16 protein-coding genes are annotated in these 23,877 nt (G+C 63.3%); 4 read left to right on the plus strand and 12 right to left on the minus strand.

Annotation, left to right across the window (positions count from 1 at the left end):
- Positions 1-638 precede the first annotated feature (638 nt).
- Positions 639-2,609: a M23 family metallopeptidase gene (locus AC1D05_RS10295; RefSeq protein WP_477440593.1), complete on the plus strand. Its 1,971-nt coding sequence runs from the start codon at positions 639-641 to the stop codon at positions 2,607-2,609.
- Positions 2,610-2,621: 12 nt separating this feature from the next.
- Here AC1D05_RS10295 and AC1D05_RS10300 read toward each other — a convergent pair whose 3' ends face one another.
- The gene (locus AC1D05_RS10300; protein ID WP_477440595.1) at positions 2,622-4,181 is read right to left on the minus strand and encodes an MFS transporter; all 1,560 of its coding nucleotides are present in this window, start codon (positions 4,179-4,181) and stop codon (positions 2,622-2,624) included.
- A gap of 153 nt (positions 4,182-4,334) precedes the next feature.
- Here AC1D05_RS10300 and AC1D05_RS10305 point away from each other — a divergent pair, with 153 nt between their 5' ends.
- The gene (locus tag AC1D05_RS10305; RefSeq protein WP_477440597.1) at positions 4,335-4,967 is read left to right on the plus strand and encodes a TMEM175 family protein; all 633 of its coding nucleotides are present in this window, start codon (positions 4,335-4,337) and stop codon (positions 4,965-4,967) included.
- Here the strand turns inward: AC1D05_RS10305 and AC1D05_RS10310 are convergent.
- From AC1D05_RS10310 to AC1D05_RS10345, 8 genes are all read right to left on the minus strand, one after another.
- A complete protein-coding gene (locus tag AC1D05_RS10310) occupies positions 4,941-6,458 on the minus strand; it encodes a L,D-transpeptidase family protein (protein ID WP_477440599.1) in 1,518 nt (505 codons plus the stop codon). The two genes, AC1D05_RS10305 and AC1D05_RS10310, sit on opposite strands and share 27 nt — an antisense overlap.
- A gap of 155 nt (positions 6,459-6,613) precedes the next feature.
- The gene (locus AC1D05_RS10315) at positions 6,614-6,979 is read right to left on the minus strand and encodes an MmcQ/YjbR family DNA-binding protein (protein WP_477440601.1); all 366 of its coding nucleotides are present in this window, start codon (positions 6,977-6,979) and stop codon (positions 6,614-6,616) included.
- A gap of 59 nt (positions 6,980-7,038) precedes the next feature.
- A complete protein-coding gene (gene clpB, locus AC1D05_RS10320; protein ID WP_477440603.1) occupies positions 7,039-9,645 on the minus strand; it encodes an ATP-dependent chaperone ClpB in 2,607 nt (868 codons plus the stop codon).
- Positions 9,646-9,865: 220 nt separating this feature from the next.
- Positions 9,866-10,810 carry a DUF4167 domain-containing protein gene (locus AC1D05_RS10325; RefSeq protein WP_477440605.1) on the minus strand — a complete coding sequence of 315 codons (945 nt, stop codon included), beginning with the start codon at positions 10,808-10,810 and terminating at the stop codon, positions 9,866-9,868.
- A 310-nt stretch (positions 10,811-11,120) separates the two neighbouring features.
- Positions 11,121-11,993, minus strand: a complete 873-nt coding sequence (gene prmC / locus AC1D05_RS10330) for a peptide chain release factor N(5)-glutamine methyltransferase (protein WP_477440607.1) — start codon at positions 11,991-11,993, stop codon at positions 11,121-11,123.
- Positions 11,986-13,065: a peptide chain release factor 1 gene (gene prfA / locus AC1D05_RS10335; protein ID WP_477440609.1), complete on the minus strand. Its 1,080-nt coding sequence runs from the start codon at positions 13,063-13,065 to the stop codon at positions 11,986-11,988. The genes prmC and prfA overlap by 8 nt, the downstream gene beginning before the upstream one ends.
- A 10-nt stretch (positions 13,066-13,075) precedes the next feature.
- The gene (gene ptsP / locus AC1D05_RS10340; protein ID WP_475456979.1) at positions 13,076-15,346 is read right to left on the minus strand and encodes a phosphoenolpyruvate--protein phosphotransferase; all 2,271 of its coding nucleotides are present in this window, start codon (positions 15,344-15,346) and stop codon (positions 13,076-13,078) included.
- A gap of 83 nt (positions 15,347-15,429) precedes the next feature.
- Positions 15,430-16,683 (minus strand): aspartate kinase, encoded by a 1,254-nt coding sequence (locus AC1D05_RS10345; RefSeq protein WP_027041672.1) that lies wholly within the window; start codon positions 16,681-16,683, stop codon positions 15,430-15,432.
- A gap of 246 nt (positions 16,684-16,929) precedes the next feature.
- On the opposite strand from AC1D05_RS10345, the gene AC1D05_RS10350 reads away from it, so the two are divergent.
- A complete protein-coding gene (locus tag AC1D05_RS10350) occupies positions 16,930-18,771 on the plus strand; it encodes a CHASE3 domain-containing protein (RefSeq protein WP_477440611.1) in 1,842 nt (613 codons plus the stop codon).
- Between the two features lie 83 nt (positions 18,772-18,854).
- Here the strand turns inward: AC1D05_RS10350 and AC1D05_RS10355 are convergent, their stop codons facing one another.
- Entirely contained in the window at positions 18,855-21,089 is a 2,235-nt protein-coding gene (locus tag AC1D05_RS10355) for a diguanylate cyclase (protein ID WP_477440613.1), read from the minus strand.
- 314 nt (positions 21,090-21,403) lie between these two features.
- Between AC1D05_RS10355 and ubiG the strand changes: the two genes are divergently transcribed.
- The gene (gene ubiG / locus AC1D05_RS10360) at positions 21,404-22,153 is read left to right on the plus strand and encodes a bifunctional 2-polyprenyl-6-hydroxyphenol methylase/3-demethylubiquinol 3-O-methyltransferase UbiG (RefSeq protein ID WP_027031212.1); all 750 of its coding nucleotides are present in this window, start codon (positions 21,404-21,406) and stop codon (positions 22,151-22,153) included.
- A gap of 89 nt (positions 22,154-22,242) precedes the next feature.
- Here ubiG and AC1D05_RS10365 read toward each other — a convergent pair whose 3' ends face one another.
- Entirely contained in the window at positions 22,243-22,692 is a 450-nt protein-coding gene (locus AC1D05_RS10365; RefSeq protein WP_477440615.1) for a flavin reductase family protein, read from the minus strand.
- 17 nt (positions 22,693-22,709) lie between these two features.
- Positions 22,710-23,834: an LLM class flavin-dependent oxidoreductase gene (locus AC1D05_RS10370; protein WP_477440617.1), complete on the minus strand. Its 1,125-nt coding sequence runs from the start codon at positions 23,832-23,834 to the stop codon at positions 22,710-22,712.
- Positions 23,835-23,877 lie beyond the last annotated feature (43 nt).

The following is a 23,877-nucleotide window of genomic DNA, read 5'->3' on the forward strand; positions in this document are numbered from 1 at the left end:
AAGAGGTTCAGCAGGACTCTGCCGCCCACGTTTCTCTTTCTTCATTATTCAATTTTCAAAGAACAGACGCCGCATACGCAGTGTCGTGGCCCGCTTCGCTTTTGGCTCCGGGGCCGTCCGAGTGTCGCTTACGCGGCTCTCTTGAATTTCGCAGAGGGCAGACCTAGAAGCAAACTTCTTCGTCGCCAGCGGCGCACCGCCCTCGTTCGTGAGGCGTATATAGTCGCCACCTCGGCGAACTGTCAACACACCATTCGAAAGTTTTTGAACTTTTTGCGACAGAAATTTCGGGCTCGCTTTGTCGATAGCCGGCTGCCCCAGGGGAACAAAGGACAACACGGGGCCGGCCACGAAGGAGCCCTATTGCCGCCGCATTGCCGTTCGACACCAAGGCCAACAAAGCGGCCATGGCACAGCCGTGCAATGCCCTCTTTTAAGAGCCTCATAAGAGAGAGCGCGATGAGCCTTATAGAGAAGGCACGCCGCCCACTTTGCAGAGCGCTCTATAAGAGAAGTGCGCGGGGGGAATTCGACCGGGGCCTGAGGCTTCGTTGACTTAACCTGCCGTGACAGGCAAATGTCATGGCCACAACAAAAGCGACAAGCCGTTCCGCCCGGGGAAGAAGCAGCCTTTCTGGATGCCAGACACGGAAGATGTCATAGCCGAACTCGGCAATGAGCCGCCGCTTATCGCGGACGGCCGCAGCGGCCCGCCCGATCGGCGTGAGGTTTCTGCGCGCTGGCTGTCGGGCACATTCCTGACCGGCGTGACCTCGAGCGTGCTGATGGGCGTGGCGCTGTTCGCCGCCCTGGACGGGCGCCAGCAACTGGCGACCCCGCCCGAGATCGCCGAACTGATCGGCCTTGCCAGCAATGGCGATTCCGGCGAGGTGGCCAAGACGACCAGGCTGGTGGCGCCGCGACAGATCGCCAAGGCCAAGGACCGCCGCCGCATGGAAGTGTCGATGGTCACCAAGGTCGGCGACCGCGATGTCATCCACACCATGCCTTTCGTGCAGATCAAGATGGCGCTGGCGGCCGGTCATACCACCAGCCGGCCCTACCCGCCTTTCGACCCGATGCAGGTGTTCGGCGATGACGGCGACGACACGCCGGCGCAGCCAGCGACAGCATCGGCCGCGTCCGGTCAGATCTATGGCGCCAAGGTCGAAAGCGAGATGAGCCTGAAGACCGTCGATTTCCCCATCGAGACGGCCTCCTTCGACGAAAAGAACGACCTGTCCGCCGACGAGGTGGAAAAGGTGGTGCGGGAGGCCGGCACCGACCTCAGCGACGGCGCCGTGCAGGTCGCTTCGCTCCATTATGTCGACCCGCAGCGATTCGGCGAAGCCTTTGCCGAGAGCATGGCCGGCTCCTACGACGTCAAGATCGTGCCGGAAAACGTCTCTGTGTCGCCGCGTGCTGTCACTGACGACAAGGCGCCGGCTTTCGCCGAGGAAATCATTCCCTTCACCAAGGACACCGACCTCACCGAGGCCTTTGCCGATTCGGGCTATACGGGCGACGACGCCACCGGCATGGCCGAAGCGATTGCCAAGCTGTTGAACGCGCCGACGCTGAAAGCCGGGACGGTGCTGCGCGTCGGCCTCGAGGTTCACGGCGATGCCGCCAAGGTCGTGCGCACAAGCGTCTATGACAAGACCACGCATATCGTCACCATCGCGCTCGACGATCGCGGCCAATACGTGCCGGCGCAGGAGCCGGATCCGAATCCCGAACTTTTGACCGCATTCGATGACTCGTCGGCACCCGTGGTGGTGCGCGGCAATCTGCCCAATGTCTATGACGGCATCTACCGCACCGCCTATTCCTACGGCATGTCGAAGAAGATGACCCAGCGGCTGATCAAGCTTCTGGCGTCTGGCGTCGACTTCCAGTCGCGACTCAATCCTTCGGATCGCCTCGAAGTGCTGTTCTCGCAGCCCGACGGCGACGACCAGACGTCGGACAGTTCCGAGCTTCTTTATGTCTCGGCGACCTTTGGCGGCCAGACGCGCAACTTCTATCGCTTCCAGATGCAGGATGGCAGCGCCGACTATTTCGACGAGGATGGATCGAGCGCCGAGCAGTTCCTGTTGCGCAACCCACTGCCAAACGGGAGATTCACCTCCGGGTTTGGTGCGCGCAAGCATCCTATCCTCGGCTATGTCCGCATGCACACAGGCACCGATTGGGCCGCCCCGATCGGATCGCCGATCATCGCCGCCGGCAATGGCGTCGTCGAGAAGGCCGGCTGGGCCGGCGGCTATGGCAAGCAGATCATCCTGCGCCATGCCAATGGCTACGAGACATCATACAATCACCAAAGTGCCTTTGCCAAAGGCATCGCGCCGGGCGTTCGGGTTCGTCAGGGCCAGGTCATTGGCTATCTCGGCCAGACCGGCCTCTCCACCGGTCCGCATCTCCACTACGAGCTGATCGTCAACGGCACCAAGGTCGATTCGATGCGTGTTCGGCTACCGGTCGGCAAGGTGCTGAAGGGCGATGACCTCGTCGCCTTCAAGCGTGAGCGCGAGCGCATCGACGACCTGCTGAAGCAGGAAGATGGCAATTCACTGAAGGTCGCAAGCGCCAAGATCGACGGCTGACCCGTCGGCTTTTCAGTCCTGCCTGGATTCGGCGCGCCGCGACCAAGGCAGTGGCGAGCCCGAAATTGTCGTCCACGCGATGACGGCGGAAAGCAGGCAAAGCAGCGCCGTCACCGAAGAGACCGCCGAAAAGGCGGCGTCGCTGGCGGCGAGCCTTGCCGCATCGAGCGCCGGCGCAAGGTCGGTCGGCGCCGGTTCACCGAAGCCTGGCACGCCTGATATCGCACTCCCGTCCAAGGCATTGGCGTAGACCCAGGCGGCAAGCGATCCCATCGCCGCCACCGCGATCAGGCCGCCAATGCGCGAGACGGCATTGTTGATGCCCGATGCTGCCCCCGTATCCTTGTCGTCCACCGCTGTCATGATCGCGGTCGATAGCGGTGACACGACCAGCGCCATGCCGAGCCCCATCAGAGCCATCAACGGAAATGTTCCCGTCCAGAAATTGTGGATGCCGGCATAGGCGAGCAAGGCAAGTCCGGCGAAGGCGAACGCCACGATCAGGCTGCCGCATGCGATCGGGAAACGCGGCCCGATCCGGTCCGACAATTGGCCGACTGGTCCCGAGAGAAGCGCGATCGATGCCGACAGCGGCAGGAAGATGAAGCCGACTTCGGCCGTGCTCAGCCCCCAGCCGGCGATCAGCAGCATCGGCAGATAGAACAGATTGGCCGACAGGGCGAAATAGAGGAAGAAGGTCGCGAGATTGGCGCCAGCGAAAGCACCGATGCGAAACAGGCTAAGGTTGATCATCGGCTCGCGCTGCCGCTTTTCGAACAGGATAAAGACGACAAGCAGCACGACGCCGGCGCCGATGCTCGGCCCGGCCATACGGCCCTCGCCGCTGGAGCTCATCGAGGTCAACCCATAGGCGAGCGCGCCGAAGGCCAGTGTCGCCAGCGCCCCACCGCCGAGATCAAGGCTGCGTTTTTCGGTCGGCGCATCGGCCGGTATTTTGGCAAGCAAGAGATAGATCGAGATCAGGCCGAGCGGCAGGTTGACGGCAAAGATCGCCCGCCAGATGCCGCCGCCGAAAGCCGACAGCACCAGGCCGCCGAGCACCGGGCCGAGTGCCGTCGTCAGTGCCGAGGCCGCCGCCCAGATGCCGATCGCGCGGCCGCGCTCTTTCTTCGGGTAGGCCTTGGCGATGATGGCGAGACTGCCCGGCACCATGATCGCCGCACCAATGCCCTGGACGGCGCGAAACGCGATCAGCACGACAGCATTCGGCGCCAGCGCGCAGGCGAGCGACGCGGCGACGAACAGCACAATGCCGGCGACGAAGGCGCGGCGCAGTCCGAACCGGTCGCCGGCGGCGCCGCCGGCAAGGATCAGCGCCGACAGCGTCAACGCATAGCCATTGGAAATCCACTGCGCCTCGGCAAGACTGGCGCCGAGGTTGACGCGGATCGCCGGCATGGCAATGGCCAGGATCGAACCGTCGATGAAGCCGAGCGCCGAGGCCAGGATCGCCGCGATCAGCACGAATCGCCGTTGCGATTGCGGACAGAACGTCCCGTTGGCAACCGGACTGGTCAGCGGGACGGCGGCGGCTTCGCTTGGTGAATGCATGGCACCCTGCTTAGACCCCAAGCGCGGCGGCAACAACCGGCCAGCAGCTTGCAGTCATTGAAACCAGCCAGTTGGCCAGGATGCGCACACCCCGGATGCAAACGGCGGCAGTCATGCTAAGTTTTCCGGAAAGCGGCAGGCGGGAAGAAATCGATGAAGCGTCCACTTGAAGCATCGGCGGAGGGACGCGGCCGCATTGTCGGCATCACCGACGGCGTGTTTGCAATCGCGCTCACGCTCATCGTGCTCGAGATCAGGGTGCCGGCGCATGAGGCAATCCATTCGGAACACGATCTGCTTGCCGCGATTGCGGGATTGGCGCCGCGTTTCCTGACCTATGCCTTGAGTTTCCTGACCCTGACCATCTTCTGGTTCGGCCAACAGGCGCAACATGGACTCATCGCCAAATCCGACAGGCGGCTTGCGACGCTGAATCTTTGCTTTCTCGCCTTTATCGCCCTGCTGCCGTTCTCGACCGACCTTCTGGCCGACTTCCTCGAATTCAGAACCGCGGTGCTTGTCTACTGGCTCAACCTGCTGATGCTCGGCGTCACTCTATTTGCCAGCTGGCGCTATGCGGAAAAGAACGGCTTTGTCGCGGAGGATGTCGACGCCGAAACCAAGCGCACGGTCTATCTGCGCATCGTCAAAGCGCAGATCCTGTGGGCGATCGGCGCGCTCCTCTGCCTGATCAACCCGTTGCTCAGCGTCGGCTTCATTCTGGTCGTGCAGTTGATCTATGCCGCTGCGCTGCGCGGCTCATTGCTGCGCAACGTCATCGGCTGAAGGTCCGCCAACGAACTCCACGGTGACGCCTGGCGACACCAGCTTGGCTAGCTCGCGAGCGTCCCAATTGGTCAGGCGCACGCAGCCATGACTTTCGGTCTTGCCGATCTTCGACGGTTCCGGCGTGCCATGGATGCCGTAGGTCGGCTTGTCCAAGGCGATCCAGACCGACCCGACAGGTCCGTTGGGGCCTGGCGGAACGGTCAGAATCTTGTCGTTCTGGCCCTGCTTGAAATTGATGTTCGGGTTGTAGGTGTAGTTCGGGTCGAGCGCGATGCGCGACACGGCGTGGATGCCGGTGGGCGACGGCGTGTCGGCCGAGCCGATGGTCGCGGGATAGGCTGCGACCAGCTTGCCGCCCGCATCGTAGGCGTACACTTCTTTCTTGGTCTTGTCGGCGACGATGCGCGCGACCGGCGTCGACACCAGCTTGCCGAAATTGGCGACCTTGATGATCGTGCCGGGGCGGTTGAAGTCGAGGCCCTTGTTGATCGACTTCAGATAGTTCTCATCCATATGGAAGCGCTCCGCCAGCGCCTCGGTGACAGAGGTGTAGCACATGCAGTTGAGCTGCGCCTTCTGGCTGTAGTCTTCCGGGATCGAGGCGACATAGGGGCCGGCCGCGTCTTCAGCCGTGATGGTGTAGTTGGCGAAGGCATCGCCACCGGACTGTGCCAGTGCTGCCTGGATGCCGACCGCATCTGTCGACTTCAGATTGCTGCCGGTGATCTCATTATAGGCAGCAAGCGCCTTGTCGACATTGGAACCGAAGCGACCGTCGATGACACCAGGCGAAGCGCCACCGCGGTCGAGCAGCACTTGCAATGCCGCGACATCCTGGCGGGCTCCGAGCGACAGCGACGGATCGACGGCGGCCTTGCCACTGGTGTCCGGCGGCAGGGCCGCCTGCGTTTCCGGATTGGCCTGCTGCACGTCCGGCTGCGCCGGGTCGATCGCGGCCTCGTTGAGCGGCTGGCGCTTGATGGTGCCCGGCTTTGCCGACTGCGGCGCATCGGGATAATTGTTGTCGTAACTGCCGTCGTCCTGCGGCGCCGGCGGATAGGCCTCGACGGAATTATCACTATTGGGATCGTATTCATCGGCCGGCGGCGGGATGACCCGGCCTTCCTCTTCCAACTGCTTGCGGCGGAACCGCGCCATGTCTTCCGGATCGTCGAGATAGTAACGATCATCGTCGGCGGGAGCCCTGCCCAACTCGCGCAGCCTGGTTTCGCGGCGCAACGCGCGACGGTCAAGCCGTGTCTGGGGCGGCTGGATGGCGATGACCTTGCCGGTATCGGCATCGACGATGACCCGGTTGCCGCGGGCGTCGTAGTAGATGTCTAGATTTCCGTCCTGGGCAACGAGAATGCCGCCATCACTGGCGGCGCGGGCAACCCTCGATGCGTTGTCTTGCGTCGGCGCGGCTAACGCGCCGGAGGACACAAGCCCGGCGGCGAGCGCCGAAAGGGCAAAGATCGTGCGGAACATCGTGGCCAAACTCTCCGGTCCGTAAATTGCCGCCGCCCGGCAATGGTGTCCCTGTAAGGCGAACCCCTTCGCCAACAAACCAGTTACCCACCATATGGTTCCAACATGAACCGGGCATGAAGATGGCGGTTTTCCGGTGTATCGACGAATATTAGCTAGCTTGCGGCGAGCCCCAATTCCTTGCGCACCTGCCTGGTCAGCTTCAGGGCGACAAGGCGATGGCTCTCGCGCAGATAGTCCTTCAACGCACCATCATCCATGCTCTGGCTTGTCCGACGCTGGATCCATGTCATGCCGCGCGAGGCAAGATAGGGCGCGGGCAGCAGTCCCGGCTGCTCCTTCAACACATCATAGGCGATGTCGGAACATTTGAAGGTGACGAAGAGCTGCTGGCCCTGGCCCCAGCCGCCGATCGCAAACATCTTGGCCCCGACCTTCCAGACATGGGCGCCGCCCCACTGGACGACATGGTTTGTCGCGGGCAGCGAGGCGCAGAAGCCGTTGTAGTCGTCCAGCGTCATACGCGCCCCACCATCACTATGAAAACGCCGCGCGTCCAGCCTGGACGCGCGGCGTTGAATCAGGCCGCCGCTTCGGTCACGACGACTGTCGGCTTCGAGCGGAAGTTCAGCCGGTCGGAACCGGACGTGACCTTGACAGTCGAGCCGTCGAGTATCTCGCCGAGCAGGATCTTCTCCGCCAGCGGATCCTGCAGTTCCTTCTGCATCACCCGCTTCAGCGGCCGCGCGCCATAGGCCGGGTCATAGCCCTTGGCCGCCAGCCACTCGATCGATTCGTGATCCAGCGACAGCGTAATCTTGCGATCGACAAGCAGGCTTTCCAGCCGCTTGAGCTGGATCTCGACAATGCGGTCCATGTCCTTGCGGCGCAGCCGGTGGAACAGGATCACTTCATCGACGCGGTTGAGGAACTCCGGCCGGAACGACGCCTTGACCACATTCATCACCTCGTCGCGCACGGCGTCGACATCCTGGTCTTCGCCGAGATTGACCAGATATTCGGCACCGAGATTCGAGGTCATGATGATCAGTGTGTTGCGGAAATCGACCGTGCGGCCCTGCCCGTCGGTGAGCCGGCCGTCATCGAGCACCTGCAGCAGCACGTTGAAGACATCGGGATGTGCCTTCTCGATCTCGTCGAACAACACCACCTGATAGGGCCGGCGCCGCACCGCTTCGGTCAGCGCACCGCCTTCCTCATAGCCGACATAGCCGGGAGGTGCACCAATCAACCGGGAAACCGAGTGCTTCTCCATGAACTCCGACATGTCGATGCGCACCATGGCGCTGTCGTCGTCGAACAGGAAGCTTGCCAGCGCCTTGGTCAGTTCGGTCTTGCCGACGCCCGTCGGTCCGAGGAAGATGAACGAGCCGATCGGCCGGTTCGGATCCTGCAGGCCGGCGCGAGCCCGGCGTACAGCCTTGGAAACGGCCTGCACCGCCTCGCCCTGGCCGACAACACGCTTGCCGATCTCGTCTTCCATGCGCAGCAGCTTGTCGCGCTCGCCCTGCAGCATCTTGTCGACCGGAATGCCGGTCCAGCGCGAGACGATATGGGCAACGTGGTCGGGCGTGACCACTTCCTCGACCATGCCGACCTTGCCGTCCTGGGCCTCGGCCTCCTTCAGCTTCTTTTCCAGTTCCGGGATCTTGCCATAGGCAAGCTCGCCGGCGCGTTGGAATTCACCCTTGCGCTGGGCAATGGCGAGGTCGTTGCGTGCCTCGTCGAGCTGCTTCTTCAAGTCGGCGGCGAGCCCGAGCTTCTGCTTCTCGGCCTGCCACTTGGTAGTGATCTCGGTCGATTCCTCCTCGAGGCCGACAAGTTCCTTTTCCAGGCGGGCGAGCCGGTCCTTCGAGGCCTCGTCCGTCTCGACCTTCAGCGCCTCGCGTTCGATCTTGAGCTGCATGATGCGGCGGTCGATCTCGTCCAGCGCCTCGGGCTTGGAATCGACCTGCATCCTGAGCCGCGAGGCGGCTTCGTCGACCAAGTCGATCGCCTTGTCCGGCAGGAAGCGGTCGGCGATATAGCGGTTGGACAGCGTCGCCGCCGCCACCAGCGCCGAGTCGGAGATACGCACCTTGTGGTGCTGCTCGTACTTCTCCTTCAGGCCGCGCAGGATCGAAACGGTGTCCTCCACCGTCGGCTCGTCGACAAAGACCGGCTGGAAACGGCGGGCAAGTGCCGGATCCTTCTCGACATGTTTTCTGTACTCATCGAGCGTGGTCGCACCGACGCAGTGCAGTTCGCCGCGCGCCAGAGCCGGCTTCAACAGGTTCGACGCATCCATCGCGCCATCCGCCTTGCCGGCGCCGACCAGCGTGTGCATCTCGTCGATGAACAGGATGATCCCGCCGGCGGCGGAGGTCACCTCCGAAAGCACGGCCTTCAGCCGCTCCTCGAATTCGCCGCGATATTTGGCGCCGGCGATCAGCGCGCCCATGTCGAGGGCCATAAGCTGCTTGTCCTTCAGCGATTCCGGCACGTCGCCATTGACGATGCGCAGCGCCAGGCCTTCTGCGATCGCCGTCTTGCCGACGCCCGGTTCACCGATCAGCACCGGATTGTTCTTGGTGCGGCGTGACAGCACCTGGATGGTGCGGCGGATCTCGTCGTCGCGGCCAATCACGGGGTCCAGCTTGCCCGCGCGGGCATCGGCCGTGAGATCGCGCGCGTACTTCTTCAGCGCGTCGTAGCCCTGCTCGGCACTCGCCGAATCGGCGGTGCGGCCCTTGCGGACATCGTTGATGACCTGGTTCAGCGCCTGCGCGGTGACGCCGGCCTTGGCCAGGATGTCGGCGGTTTTTGCCGACTTCTCCATGGTGAGCGCCTGCAGCAGCCGCTCGACGGTGACGAAGCTGTCGCCGGCCTTCTTGGCCAGTTCTTCCGCCGTCGAGAACACCTTGGCCAATGGCTGCGCCAGATAGAGCTGGCCGTTGCCGCCTTCGACTTTCGGCATAGCCTCGAGCGCCGTCTCGACGCCAAGCTTGACGTCGCGGACATTGCCGCCGGCGCGCTCGATCAGCGACGCGGCCAGGCCCTCGTCATCGTCGACGAGGACTTTCAGAATGTGTTCGGGGGTGAATTGCTGGTGATTGCGGGAGAGCGCCATGGTCTGCGCGGACTGGATAAAGCCGCGCACGCGCTCGGAGTACTTCTCGAGGTTCATATCTGTCTCCTTCCATCACCGGCCCGCTTTGCGGCACCGGATCAGATTGCGGTGACGGACCCGCCCATTCGAGCCGGATCCTGTTCAGCCGAGATATGGTGCATGGGCCATGCCGTCTCAAGACGCCTTGATATCGGTCAATGCATAATATTCCACGTCAGCCCAAACGAAAACGGCGGAGATTTCTCCCCGCCGTTCGCCGTCTTGAAGTGCTGTTCGATCAGTTGTCGATATCGACAATCACCGGCTCGGCATTGCCGCTGTCGACGGGGCTGGCTGCCACCTCGCCCGCATCGGCGTTGTCGCTACCGCCATCGGCCTGATCGGCGTTTGTGCGCGGGCGGCGCGGACGGCGCGGGCGACGGGCAGCACCGCTCTCGGCGGCCGCCTCGTTGAGCTCGGCCTGGGCGGCAAGAGCCGCCGGCGAGAAACTCTCGAACAGCGGAGCCGGCTCGGCTGCCGCAACGGTCTCGACCGCTGAAGTGGGCTCTACCTGTGCGTCTGCCTGGACCGGGGCCTCGTTGCGCTGCTGGCCACCTTGATCGGAGGACGAAGCAAAGTCGCGCTGGCCGTTCTGGCCGTAGCCGCCATTGGGGCGACGATCACGATGGCGCCCGCCATTGTTGTCGCGGCCGTTGTTGCGCCCATTGTTGTCGCGCCCACCATTGTCACGATTGTCGCGGCCGCTTTCCCGGTTCAGCGCGACCTCGGCCGGCATGCCTTCGATGACCGGCTGCGGTCCGGCGCCATGATTGGCCACCGGGATCTGGGCATCGGAAACATTGTTGTTGTTGCCGGAATTGTCGAAGTCGTCACGATCCTCGTCGCCGTCATCGTCGAAATCATCGCGATTCTGTTGCGCATTCTGGATCGGCATCTGCGCCTGCGCGGCGGCAATGATGCGATTGTAGTGTTCGGCGTGCTGGAGGTAGTTCTCCGCCATGACCCGATCGCCCGAGCTGTGCGCGTCACGGGCCAGGGTGGCATATTTTTCGGCGATCTGCTGAGCCGATCCGCGGATCTTCACGTCCGGGCCGTTGCTCTCGTAGTTGCGCGTCAGGGGATTCGGTCCCTTGCGGTTGTTATTGTTATTATTGTTGTTGCCACCGCCGCCGCCATTGTTGTTGCGACCGCGCATGCGCCTGTTCTGCTGTTGTGGCCTCATTCGACTCTCTTCATTTTGAAATTTTTGAAAACTCGTCACGAACGGTGGCGCTCATGCAGCCAGCCGTTTGGTTTCTTCACCGGCGTTCGCCCGCATCAATTGCGTTGGCGCCACGTGCCATCCTGTTCCGGTTACATCACTTGCCGGACGATTCCCGCACGAAGCTTGGGCGTCGTTTGCGCAAGAAGGCAGCTATTTCCAAGGAGGACCGAATCGCTAAGAGCACTGCCTGCTTCGTCTCATCCGGTTGCGGCGACCCTAGCCGCATTCCCTGGTATTGCCAAGCGGTTTTTTCGCAGTGCGTCAAGGCTTATCCCCATTGAAAGACAAGAACCCTGTCGTTTCCGCCGAGATCGCGGAAAGCAGCGGCTGATGCATAACCTGCCGCCTTGAATATATCCGTAACCTCGTTGCGTTGCGTGTGGCCGATCTCGACCGCAATCCTGCTTTCGGCTTCAAGAAACCGTGCCGCCTCAGCGGCAATGATCCTGTAGGGGTTCAGCCCATCCACACCGCCATCCAAGGCCAGGCGTGGGTCGAAATCGCGGACCTCGTCCTGCAGATTTCCAATGTCTTGTGAGGGTATATAGGGAGGGTTTGCGGCAATTACATGGTATCGGCCGGAAACTTTTTCGAACCAGTCCGACTGAACTGTCGTGAACCGGCCACCGAACCCTAATTTCCCGGCATTGCGGGCCGCCGTTGCCAGCGCGCCGGCGGAAATGTCGACACCGGTGGCGGTCGCGGCCGGCACCGCGCTCAGCAGCGCCAGCGCGATCGCCCCCGTCCCGGTGCCGAGATCAAGGATGCGGCAGGCACCCTCCCGCGCCGCCATTGCCTTGACGAAAGGCAGCACCGCCTCGACCACCGTCTCGGTATCCGGCCGCGGCTCCAGTGTTTCCGGCGACAGCGACAGCCGCAAACCGTAGAATTCGCGGTAGCCGAGGATGCGATGTACCGGTTCGCCACTGGCTCGGCGCCTCAGGGCGGCGTCGATCGCGGCGATGGCCTTCCTGTCGATCGAGCGTTCGGGTTCGGCAATGGCCTGCGTGCGCGTCGTGCCGGAAAAATGTTCGACGATGAGCCGCGCGTCGAGCGCCGGATCGTCGACCGCGGTCGCCGCAAGCATGGCCCGCGCTTCCCGCAGCAGCAGCCCTAGCGCCTCGGGCAAAGGGTCAGCCATCAAGGCCGATATCGGCCAGCAGCTTCGACTGGTGATCGGCGATCAGCGCGTCGATGACTTCGTCAAGCTCGCCCATCATCACCCGGTCGAGCTTGTAGAGCGTCAGGTTGATGCGATGGTCGGTGACGCGGCCTTGCGGGAAATTGTAGGTGCGGATGCGCTCCGAGCGGTCGCCGGAGCCGACCTGGGATTTGCGCGATTCGGAACGCTCCTCGTCCGCCTTGCTGCGCTCGAGATCATAAAGCCGGGCGCGCAGGATCTGCATGGCCTTCGCCCGGTTCTGGTGTTGCGACTTTTCCGCCTGCACCACCATGATGCCGGTCGGCAAATGGGTGATGCGCACTGCAGAATCGGTGGTGTTGACGTGCTGGCCGCCGGAGCCCGAGGCGCGCATCGTATCGATGCGGATGTCTTCGGCGCGGATCTCGATGTCGACCTCTTCCGCTTCCGGCAGCACGGCGACGGTCGCGGCCGAAGTGTGGATGCGCCCGCTGGCCTCGGTCGCCGGCACGCGCTGCACGCGGTGCACGCCGGATTCGAATTTCAGATGGGCAAAGACCCCTCTGCCGGAAATGGTGGCGATGATTTCCTTGAAACCGCCGGCGTCGCCGTCGCTGGCCGATACGGTCTCGAACCGCCAGCCGCGCTCGGCGGCATAGCGCTCATACATGCGAAACAGGTCGCCGGCGAAAAGAGCGGCTTCATCGCCGCCAGTGCCGGCACGGATTTCGAGGATGGCGTTCTTGTCGTCGGCGGCATCCCTGGGCAACAGAAGGACCTGAATGTCCTTCTGCAGCGCCTCGATGCGCTCCTCCACCCCGGGCAGATCCGCCTCGGCGAGCGCCCGCATCTCGGCGTCGGTGCCCTTGTCGGCGAGCATCGCTTCGAGGTCGGCCTGCTCATGCTCGGCCGAGCGCAATTCCCTGACCTTGGCCACCATGTCCTGCAACTCGGCATATTCCGATGCCATTTTCACATAGGCATCCGGCGCCGGGCCGGCCGACATCTGCGCTTCGAGCATCTCGAAACGCTTGACGACTTGATCCATACGATCGCGGGGCAAATTGACCATGATGAGGGCCCTACAACGGGATCGAACGATCGTCGGCGAAGGCCTGCAGCAGCGCCCGCATCGGCAACCCTTGCGCCGGTGCCATCAGATTGTCGTCGAAGAACGCCGTCAGCTCGTCCAGCGGCAGCTCCGTCAGCATCGCCTTGACCGGACCGATCGAGGCCGGCGACATCGAGATCGAACGGAAGCCGAGACCGATCAGTGCCATGGCGGAAATGGGTTTTCCGGCAAGTTCGCCGCACAGTGTCACCGGCGTGTGGTTGCGAATGCCGGCATCGGCGATCTGCTTGAGCACACGCAGGAATGGCGCCGACAGCGTGTCGAAGCGGTTGGCCAGTTGCGTGTTGCCGCGGTCGACCGCCATGACGAATTGGAACAGATCGTTCGAACCGACCGAGACGAAATCGACCGCTTTCATCAATTCGTCGAGCTGGAACAGCAGCGATGGCACTTCCAGCATCGCGCCCAGCTTGAGGCTGGTCGGCAGATGATGGGCAAAGCGCGACAAATGCCGCACCTCGCGATCGATGATCTCGCGCGCCTGGGCGATCTCGCCAAGCTCGGTCACCATCGGCAGCATCAGCTTGAGCTCGCGCCCCCCGCTGGCCTTCAGCAAGGCGCGGATCTGGGTGCGCAGCAGCCCTGGCCGGTCAAGCGTGAGCCGGATCGCCCGCCAGCCAAGCGCCGGATTTTCTTCCTGGATGGCGCCCTTGAAGTAGGGCAGCACCTTGTCGCCGCCGATATCGATGGTGCGGAAGGTGACCGGCTTGCCGCGCGCCGCCTCGAGCACGTCGCGGTAGAGTTTTTCCTGGGCCTCTGCACGCGGAAAGGTCGAGGCGACCATGAACTGCAATTCGGTGCGGAACAGGCCGATACCGGCCGCCCCCGCCTCGGCCAGTTGCGGCAGGTCGACGGCAAGTCCGGCATTCATCAAGAGATCGACCTGGACGCCGTCCCTGGTCGTCGACGGCTTCTTGCGCAGCTCGCGATAGACCTCTTGCCGGCGCGCGCGGAACCGCACCTTTTCGGCATAGGCGGCTTCGAGATCGGACTGCGGCCGCAGATGGATTACGCCCTCCTCGCCGTCGACGATGATGGCATCGCCGTTTTCCGCCATGGAAACGGCGCCCTTCATCTGGCCGGCGACGGGAATGCCCATGGCCCGCGCGACGATGACGACGTGGCTGGTGGCAGCACCGTCCTCGAGCACCAGCCCGCGCAATTTGTCGCGGGGATAGTCGAGCAGTTCGGCGGCTCCCATCGAACGGGCAACGATGATGGCGTCCTTCGGCAGCGAGTTGGCAACATCCTCCGGCCCGCGGCCCATCAGCTGGCGCAGCAGCCGGTTGGCGAGATCGTCGAAATCGCTCATCCGCTCGCGCAGATAGGGATCTGTCATGTGCAGCATGCGCGCGCGCATGTCGCTCTGCACTTTTTCCACCGCCGCTTCCGCCGTCAGGCCGTTGCGGATCGCCTCTTCCAGGCGCCGCACCCAGCCGCGGTCATTGGCGAACATGCGATAGGCTTCCAGCACCTGACGATGTTCGCCCTCGAAGGCGACGTCGCGGCGCTCCAGCATGTCATCGATGGAGAGCCGCAACGAGCCGAGTGAGGTCTCGAGCCGCCGGACCTCTTCCTCGCTGTCCTCGTTGAACAGATTGGTGACGACGATGCGCGGTTCGTGCAGCACGACATGGCCAAGCCCGACGCCGTCATTGAAGGACAGGCCGGTGAAGCTGACAGGCCGGCGCAGGTCGAGTTCGAGGCCGGGCCGGGTCAGCCGCGCCAGGTCGCCGGTGGCGATCATCTCGGCGATGACCATGGCGGTGGTTTCCAGCGCCTCGACCTCGTCATCGCGGTAATGGCGCATGGTCTTGTTCTGCACGACCAGCACGCCCAGCGTGCGCCCTGCCCGCAGCACCGGCACGCCGAGGAAGGAATTGTAGATCTCTTCCCCGGTCTCCGGCAGATAGGCGAAGGCAGGGTGTTCCTGCGCGTTGGAGAGGTTGAGCGGCCGCGCGCTTGCCGCAATCGTGCCGACCAGGCCTTGCCCGAGCCGCAACTGCGCCAGGTGGACGGCGTTCGGGTTCAGACCCTCGGTGGCGTAGAGTTCGAGCACCGAATCGGCGCGCAGCACGTAGAGTGAGCAGACTTCGGCGACCATGTTGGAGGCGATATCGCGCACGATCCGGTCGAGCCGCTCCTGCGGCTCCAGCGGCTCCTGCATGAGCTCGCGGAGCCGTTTCAGCAAAACGCGCGGGCCACTGGCCTGGTCACGCATCGCGGCTTCTTCTCCAATGGGCATATTGCCCGCCGCAGTTTCCACTGCGACCGGCGCACACGCAACAACTCAAATCGTTCTCGCTACTGCTTATCCAGACCGTAGACGGAATGCAAAGTGCGAACCGCGAGTTCTGTGTACGGACCGTCGATCAGTATCGAAATCTTGATCTCGGAGGTGGTGATGGCGCGAATATTGATCGCCTTGTCGGCCAGCGCCTTGAACGCGGTGGCTGCGACACCGGCATGGCTCCTCATGCCGATGCCGATGACCGAAACCTTCGACATGCCGGCTTCCGACTGCACGACATCGTAGCCGATCTCGGCTTTCAAGCGCTCCAGCACGACAAGTGCCTTGTCGACATCTCCGGAAGGCACCGTGAAGGTCATGTCGGTGAACTTGCCGTCCTCGGAGATGTTCTGGACGATCATGTCGACATTGATGTTGGCCTCGGCCAGCGGCCCGAAGATGCCGGCGGCGACGCCTGGGCGGTCGCCGACGCGGCGCAGCGAAATCTGGGCCTCGTCCTTGGCGTAGGCAATTCCGGTGACGACCTGCTGTTCCACGATCTCTTCCTCGTCGCAAATGAGCGTTCCCGGAGGATTGAGCAAATCCCCCATTCCGGGCGCGTCGGGATCGTCGAAGGACGACCGCACGAAGGTACGCACCCTGTGCACCATGGCAAGCTCGACCGAACGCACCTGCAGAACCTTGGCGCCGAGCGAGGCCATTTCAAGCATTTCCTCGAACGAAATCTTGGCCAGCCGCCGCGCCTTGGGCTCGATTCGCGGATCGGTGGTGTAGACCCCGTCGACGTCGGTGTAGATGTCGCAGCGGTCGGCCTTGACCGCCGCGGCGATGGCGACCGCGCTGGTGTCTGAACCGCCACGGCCAAGCGTGGCGATGCGATTGTCCGGTCCGATGCCCTGGAAGCCGGCGATGACGGCCACCTGGCCCTCGCCGAAGCGCTTGATCAGGAAGGCGCCGTCGATATCGAGGATGCGCGCCGCGCCATGCGCGTTGTCGGTCTTGATCGGGATCTGCCAGCCCTGCCAGGAGCGCGCATGCACGCCCATATTCTGCAAGGTGATGGCGAGCAGACCCGCCGTGACCTGTTCGCCGGAGGCGACGACCGCGTCATATTCGCGTGCGTCGTGCATCGGCGAGGCCTCGCGCGTCCAGCCGACCAGTTCGTTGGTCTTGCCGGCCATCGCCGAGACCACCACGGCCACCTCATGGCCGGCGTCGACCTCGCGTTTGACGTGACGCGCCACATTGCGGATGCGGGCGATGTCGGCGACGGAGGTTCCGCCGAATTTCATCACGATACGCGCCATGGAAGCGAAATGCCTTTGACTGAAGCCGGCCTGGAGCCGAAAACGGAGGAAAGCGCCCGGCTCTCGCCCGCCGCTGAATGCGCGGCCTCCTTAGCCAAATGCTTTCGGTTTCGCAAGGCTGGCGGCGGAATGCCGGCTCAACAAGACGGCATATTGCCTTCCGGGGCCGTGCCGCTTACCAAATGCTGCCCGCGGGGAATTCCTTTTGGTTCGGCATAACAGATGATTGCTCGTCTTCGACGCGCCATGCGACTGCAATCGCTGCCGCTTACCGCCGGCTTCGCCGTGCTGGCGCTGATCGTCGGCACCCGCGCCCTGCTGGTCGAGGGCCAGCGGGCCAATCGTGCTGCTGCACGCGAGACAATCGAATACCAGGAACAGCTTTCCGGACTGCTTTCATTGGCGCAGGACGCCGAGAGCGGCCAGCGCGGCTACCTGCTGACCGGCGAGAAATCCTACCTCGAGCCCTACCAGAAGGCTGTCGATGCGATCCCGGGGCAACTTGCCCACATTGATGCCATGACCGCCTCGAACGATCAGCTTGCCCCGCAGATCAGCCACATCAAGGACGCGCTGGCGCAAAAGCAGGCTGAACTGGCGGAAACGATCGCTCTCTACGACAAGGGCGACGCGACCGGGGCCTTGCAACTGGTCCGCAGTGGCCAGGGCAAGGCCGCCATGGACGAAATCCGCGCCAGCATGGATACGATCAGGCGCATCGGCGCCGCCGACATCGCCGCGCGCGATGAGCACACCGACCAGGTCGAGGCCTGGCTGCGCATCGGTTCGCTGGCGGCCCTCATCGCGATCTTCCTGCTCGGCGCTTACACGATCCGCCAATCCCGCCGCCGCTTCCGCGAGGTCGTCACCGCCCAGGAAGAGCTGATGCGCAAGAACATCGAGCTCGGCAGCGAGATCCAGACACGTGAAAAGGCCGAATCCCAGATACGCCAGATGCAGAAGATGGAAGCCGTCGGCCAACTGACCGGCGGCATCGCCCACGATTTCAACAACATGCTGGCGGTGATAATCAGCGCCATGAACCTTGCCCAGCGCAAGCTGAAGCGCGGCGAGAATGATATCGAGAAATTCATTGAGGCCGCGACGGACGCCGCGACACGCGCGGCCAATCTGACCGGCCGGCTGCTTGCCTTCTCCCGTCAGCAACCGCTGGCGCCGCAGATCGTCGACACCAACCGTCTGGTGACCGGCATGTCCGACCTTCTGCACCGTGCGCTCGGCGAAGGCATCCGCATCGAAACGGTGCTGGCGGGCGGCCTGTGGAAAACCCACGCCGACCCCAGCCAGATCGAGAATGCGATCCTCAACCTGGCGGTCAACGCGCGTGACGCGATGGGCGAAGAGGGCAAGCTGACCATCGAGACCGCCAACAGCCATCTCGACGACAGCTACGCTGCCACCCATGCCGAGGTGATCGCCGGCCAGTATGTGATGATCGCGGTCAGCGATACCGGTGAGGGCATGTCGGCAGATGTGATGGCCAAGGCTTTCGAGCCTTTTTTCACCACCAAACCGGTCAACAAGGGCACGGGACTTGGGCTGAGCCAGGTGTTCGGCTTCGTCAAGCAGTCGGGCGGCCACGTCAAGATCTACTCCGAGCCGGGCGAAGGCACGACGATCAGGATCTATCTGCCCCGGTTTTTCGGAGCTGAGGAGCCGGCAGCGCCCGCCGGGCTTGGCAAGAACCCTGCCAAGGTCACCGAAACCATCCTCGTCGTCGAGGACGATGTCCGCGTGCGGGCCGCCACGACAGACGCCATGCGCGAACTCGGCTACACGGTGATCCACGTTGGCAGTGGCCAGGAGGCCCTTCAGAAGCTGGCGGAGACACCTGGCATCGCCCTGCTTTTCACGGACATCGTCATGCCGGTGATGAACGGCCGCAAGCTTGCCGAGGAAGCGCTCGCACGCCAACCCGGCCTGAAAGTCGTCTTCACCACCGGTTTCACCAGGAATGCGGTCGTCCACAACGGCGTGCTCGACCATGACGTGCACTTCCTGGCCAAGCCGTTCACCATCGAGCAGCTCCAGGCCAAGCTGCGCGACGTGCTGGACGCAAAAGGTTAGCTGGCGCTTCTGACGAGCGCTCCCATGCGCGCCATCGATCCCGCCAGCGTCGACATGCGAGATGCCGAGCTCGTTGTGTCGAGTTAACCCACGCTTTGGTTGGCAGTAGGAAGGTCCCATTGGGGATCGGCCCTGCCCAATCCGGCAACGACACGGTCGCGGCCGTCCGCTTTTGCCTGGTAGAGCGAACGATCCGCGGCGTTGACGATTTCGGCCCATGACGCGCCGAGTTCCGGGAAAGCGGACACGCCGAACGAGGCGGTGATGGTTCCAAGCGTGCGGCCGCGATGCGCCAGATGCAGTTGCTTGATCGCTTTTCGCAGCGCCTCGGCGCGCTCGGCGGCATCGGCGAGCGACGTCCCAGGCATCATCAGGGCGAATTCCTCGCCACCATAGCGCGACACCACGTCACTTTCCCTGGCATGGTCGAGCAGCGTGGCCGCGACCTGCTTGAGGACGAGATCGCCGGCTTCATGGCCGAACGTGTCGTTGAACTGCTTGAAATGATCGACATCGAGCATGATCATCGCCAGGGGCTGTTCGGCACGCTCCATACGCCTCAGTTCGCGACTGCTTGTTTCCTCGAGATAGCGGCGGTTGTAGAGCCCGGTGTTCGGGTCTCGGATCGATTGTTGGCGCAGGGTTTCGCGCAGGCGCAGATTGGCCAGTGCCAGGGCCAGAGTGTCGACGACGCCGCGCAGGATCTGCTGCCGCTCGGTCAGCCAGTCCGGCTTGCCGGCAGCGTCTGGTTCGCACAGATGCACGATGCCAAGCGTCTCCCCCTGCGCCGCCAGAGGCATGCAGACATAACCGCGGCCGCCATTCTCGGTGATGTGGTTGCAGCGCGGCGTCAGCATGCCGGGGCCGGCAACATGTTCCTGGCCGCGTCGCAGCGCCCAGCAATCTTCCGGCGCAAACTGGCCAACGCTCGAACGCACAGTGCCCCAATGCGCCATTTCCTCGACCAGGTTGCGCGAGGCACTGGTCAGATGCACGGTTCCGCTCAATCCGCCGAAGAAATCGGGCATGGCCGAGCCGACGACGGAAAAAGCCTCCTGGAAGGTGACGCAGGCCTGAAGCAGCTCGCCGAGCTTGACCAGGCGGGTCGTTGCCTGGGACGTCTCTTTCAGTTCGCGGTTCAGCGTCGCCAGTTCCTCGGCGCGATCGCTGACCGCGCGCTCGGCGCTGCGCAATTCGCTGATGTCGTTCAACGTCAGCACGATCCCGCCATCGGAGCGATTGAGCGGATTGCAGCTCGCAACCACCGGCAGGTACGATCCGTCCGGCTTTGCCAGCCGCACCTCAGCCTGATGCCCGCGGCCCGTGGTCAGCGCCAGCTCGATCGGCGATGTTGCCTGCGCCAGCCGGTCTCCCGACAGTCCCCTTATGTCGAAGACCGACGACCAATCCTGCCCCTCGATCTTGTCGTTGCGCCGCCCGACGATCTCGGCGGCTGCCGGATTGGCCGAGACGATCTGGCCACCTCCATCGATGACGACAATGCCCTCGGCGACGGTGCGGACAATATCCTCGGTATAGGCCTTTTGCTCGACGAGTTGCCCACGCGAGGATTCGAGTTCGGCTGCCATGCTGTCGAAGCCTCGCGCCAACTGGCCGAATTCGTCATTGGAGGTCAAGCCGATGCGCGCGCCGGCGTCGCCGCGCGCCAGCGATTCGATGCCGCGGTTGAGGCCGGAAAGACCGGCGCCAAAGCCGCGCAGCAACAGGAAAGCCGAGAGCGCGGAAATGAGCACGGCGGCCGCGGTGCACAGACCGACAAGCCGGAGCATGCTGTTGGTGCGCTGTTGGGCGGCGTGGAGCAGCGGCGTGTACTCGAATAGGACCGCGCCAACGGTCTGGCCGGCAACATCATCCTTGATCGGCACCGCAACCAGATTGATCGCTTCTAACAGGTCGGCGCTGCTTTCGACGAAGTCGCGCGGAACGCCGTCCTCGATCGCCCGGCCAACTTCATTGTCCGGATCGTGACCGTAAGATGTGCCGATATTTTTTTCTTCGCCAGGGACATCGGCAAGGATGACCTTGTCGTGATCGACGACAACGAGATCGCGTTTCGAGTCGCTGTGCTGCGATTTCACGAATTCGCGCAGCGCGTCTGCCCTTTCGAATAAGGAATGCGGCGCATCGGAAGCCTTGAAGACAATCGTGTCGGCCAATTGCCGCCCAACGCTTGTCGCCTCGGCCACTGCGGCGGATCTGGTCAGCGACATCTGGGTGATTATGGCAATGCCACCCACCAGGCCGATCAGGGCCGCAGCGCTCAACAAGGTGGCAACAATCTGGGTCTTGATCCGCACCAGGCCATCTCAATCAATGGGAGGGCAATGTATATGCCGAATCCCGGTCGTGCCTCAGGAAACCGCCAACCTCGTAAATTTGATGTTAAAAGGGCTCACCGTCATAGCCCTGGGATATGACGCGCGTTGGCTTCATGAGCACCGCCCCGTGTCAGCAAGCGAAAAAAGCTGCCTTGACATTCCCGCCCCCACGCCCGACTTCCTAGCGCTCTGAGGCAAGTCCAGGAAAAGTGTGAAACGGTTTTCCCGGGAAAAACGCGTAGCGCCTTCCCTAGGGAATTGCGACAAATCAAAGAGCTCTAGGAGACCAACCAATGCCTGAGCCCCGACGATCGACGATCGATGCCGGAGAAGTGGAACGCTTTTCCGCCCTTGCCGCCGAATGGTGGAATCCGAACGGCAAGTTTCGTCCGTTGCATAAATTCAATCCGGTCCGGCTTTCCTATATCCGCGACCAGATAGCGGCGCGCTTCGGCCGGGATCCGCGCGCAGCGCGGCCGTTCGAGGGCCTGCGCATCCTCGATATCGGCTGCGGCGGCGGCCTGTTGTGCGAGCCGATGGCGCGGCTTGGCGCCGAGGTGGTCGGAGCGGATGCCTCCGAAACAAACATCGAAGTGGCGAAACTGCATGCGGCCGAAGGCAATGTCAGCGTCGACTACCGCGCCACGACGGCCGAGGACCTTGCCGACGCCGGTGAGACATTCGACGTCATCCTCAACATGGAAGTGGTCGAGCATGTCGCCGACATCGACCTGTTCGTCGCCAAATGCGGGCAGATGGTCCGGCCCGGCGGCATCATGTTCGTAGCCACCATCAACCGCACGCTGAAGGCGCTGGGTCTGGCCATCATCGGCGCTGAATACGTGCTGCGCTGGCTGCCGCGCGGCACCCACCAGTTCGGCAAGCTGGTGCGCCCGGAAGAACTGGAAAAGGCGCTGGGCGGCGCCGGCCTGACGATCATCGACCGCACCGGCGTCACCTACAATCCGCTTGCCGACCGCTGGGCGCGGTCGAAGGACATGGACGTCAACTACATGGTGCTGGCGGAAAAAGGCTCGGTCTGACCGCGTTCGCCGAATTCGCCCAAGAATGTCTGAGATTCAGGTCAAGCCGAATCGAGCGGCCGGTAGCCGCCGCGCCAGTAGACCAGCGCCTAGCCGGCATCGTGGGTGCGCACCGCCTCGACCGAACCGATGACGATGGAATGCGTGCCGCGATCGATCATTTCGTCGAGGCTGCAGTCGAAGGCGGCCACCGCGTCCGACAGCAGCGCGGCTCCGGTCTTCAGAGTCACCCATTCGGCGCCCTCATAGCGGTCCTTGCCCTTGATGCCGCCAAAGCCGGAGAACCGCTCCGCCACGTGCTGGTGCTGGGGCCCAAGCGAATTGACGCCGAAATGCCGGTAGCGTTCGATGACCGGCCATGTCGATGACGATCGGTTGACGCAAGCGATCACTTTGGGCGGCTCGGCCGACAGCGAGACCACCGAAATGACGACGAGGCCGGAACGGTCGTCGCCGACACCGGCGGTGATGACGCTGACATTGCCGACAATGAGCCGCATGGCGGCGCGGAAGTCGGCGACGCTGACCGGACCTGTCATGGACTGCCTCTTCTTTGCTAAGCCGCCGACTGCATCGCGGCCGGCGCGATGCGGATGCCTCTCTGTTCGAGAATGGGTAGCACGGTGTCGCGGAAATAGGGGAATTCCTCGACATAATCGACAAAGGACAGGGTCGAGCCACGAAAGCCTGCCGCATGCAGGGCGGTGATCCCGTCGGCGACCTGCTCGGGCGTGCCGGTAAGCGGGAAGCCGCCATGGCCCGCCGCCATGCGGTCGCGAATGAGCGCCAGGAGATCATGCGGGAACGACTGCGCATGGGCGAACTGCAACCGCACCAGATTGTCGACCGCTGCCCAGTCGGCGTTGGTGCGGCCGAAATGCTCAAGATAGTCCGTGGCTTCCTTTTCGGCCGGTCGGCAGACGACATGGGCAAAGGTCAGCACGTCGACATTGCTGCCGGCGGCCCTCGCCTGCTCCTTCAGCGCAATGATCTCATCCTTGGAGCGCGCCAGGTCGATTGCCGGCGTGAACAGGAAATCGGCGTTGCGGACCGCGAATTTGCGGCCCTCTTCCGACCCGGCGGCGTTGAGGATCGGCAGTCGCGCGGACGGGCGCGGGTCGCCAAGTACATTCTTGAGCTTGAACCATGTGCCGTCCCAGTCAAAGGCTTCCGTGCGGCCCCACAACGCCTGGACGATATCGAACCATTCCTGGGCGTAGCCATAGCGTGTGACATGGTCATCGGGCAGCGTAAGCCCAAGCGCCTCATATTCCGGCTTGTTCCAGCCGGCGACGATGTTGAGGCCGATGCGGCCACGGCTGATCTGGTCGATGGTGGCCAGTTGCTTGGCGACGACCACGGGATGGTTGGCCGCGGTATGGGTGGTGGCGAAGACCGTGATGTTGCGGGTGAGCGCCAGAAGGCCGGCCGCCCAGGTGATCGTCTCCAGCACATTGCCATGAAAATTCGTCTCGCCACCATAGCCGATCCAGCGCGCGATCGGCAGCATGAAGTCGATGCCGGCCTCGTCGAGCAGATGCGCCAGCCGCACATTGTTGTCCCAGGAGCTGACCCAGCGCTCGGGCACCTTGGTGACGGTCATGCCGCCGGAGCAATTCGACGCGAAGGTGCCGAGAAAGAAAGGCTGCGCATGAGGCGCGGTCTTGTCGAGCATGCTCATGGATGACGTTCTCCTCATTTTTGCTTATAATTTATGATAGAAA

The organism is Mesorhizobium sp. P2_E9 (assembly GCF_056403815.1).

Excerpts from the sequence above, each read along its gene's own strand:
- AC1D05_RS10295 (WP_477440593.1), top strand. The coding sequence starts at position 639 with ATGCCAGACACGGAAGATGTCATAGCCGAACTCGGCAATGAGCCGCCG.
- AC1D05_RS10300 (WP_477440595.1), bottom strand. The coding sequence starts at position 4,181 with ATGCATTCACCAAGCGAAGCCGCCGCCGTCCCGCTGACCAGTCCGGTT.
- AC1D05_RS10305 (WP_477440597.1), top strand. The coding sequence starts at position 4,335 with ATGAAGCGTCCACTTGAAGCATCGGCGGAGGGACGCGGCCGCATTGTC.
- AC1D05_RS10310 (WP_477440599.1), bottom strand. The coding sequence starts at position 6,458 with ATGTTCCGCACGATCTTTGCCCTTTCGGCGCTCGCCGCCGGGCTTGTG.
- AC1D05_RS10315 (WP_477440601.1), bottom strand. The coding sequence starts at position 6,979 with ATGACGCTGGACGACTACAACGGCTTCTGCGCCTCGCTGCCCGCGACA.
- clpB (WP_477440603.1), bottom strand. The coding sequence starts at position 9,645 with ATGAACCTCGAGAAGTACTCCGAGCGCGTGCGCGGCTTTATCCAGTCC.
- AC1D05_RS10325 (WP_477440605.1), bottom strand. The coding sequence starts at position 10,810 with ATGAGGCCACAACAGCAGAACAGGCGCATGCGCGGTCGCAACAACAAT.
- prmC (WP_477440607.1), bottom strand. The coding sequence starts at position 11,993 with ATGGCTGACCCTTTGCCCGAGGCGCTAGGGCTGCTGCTGCGGGAAGCG.
- prfA (WP_477440609.1), bottom strand. The coding sequence starts at position 13,065 with ATGGTCAATTTGCCCCGCGATCGTATGGATCAAGTCGTCAAGCGTTTC.
- ptsP (WP_475456979.1), bottom strand. The coding sequence starts at position 15,346 with ATGCGTGACCAGGCCAGTGGCCCGCGCGTTTTGCTGAAACGGCTCCGC.
- AC1D05_RS10345 (WP_027041672.1), bottom strand. The coding sequence starts at position 16,683 with ATGGCGCGTATCGTGATGAAATTCGGCGGAACCTCCGTCGCCGACATC.
- AC1D05_RS10350 (WP_477440611.1), top strand. The coding sequence starts at position 16,930 with ATGCGACTGCAATCGCTGCCGCTTACCGCCGGCTTCGCCGTGCTGGCG.
- ubiG (WP_027031212.1), top strand. The coding sequence starts at position 21,404 with ATGCCTGAGCCCCGACGATCGACGATCGATGCCGGAGAAGTGGAACGC.
- AC1D05_RS10365 (WP_477440615.1), bottom strand. The coding sequence starts at position 22,692 with ATGACAGGTCCGGTCAGCGTCGCCGACTTCCGCGCCGCCATGCGGCTC.
- AC1D05_RS10370 (WP_477440617.1), bottom strand. The coding sequence starts at position 23,834 with ATGAGCATGCTCGACAAGACCGCGCCTCATGCGCAGCCTTTCTTTCTC.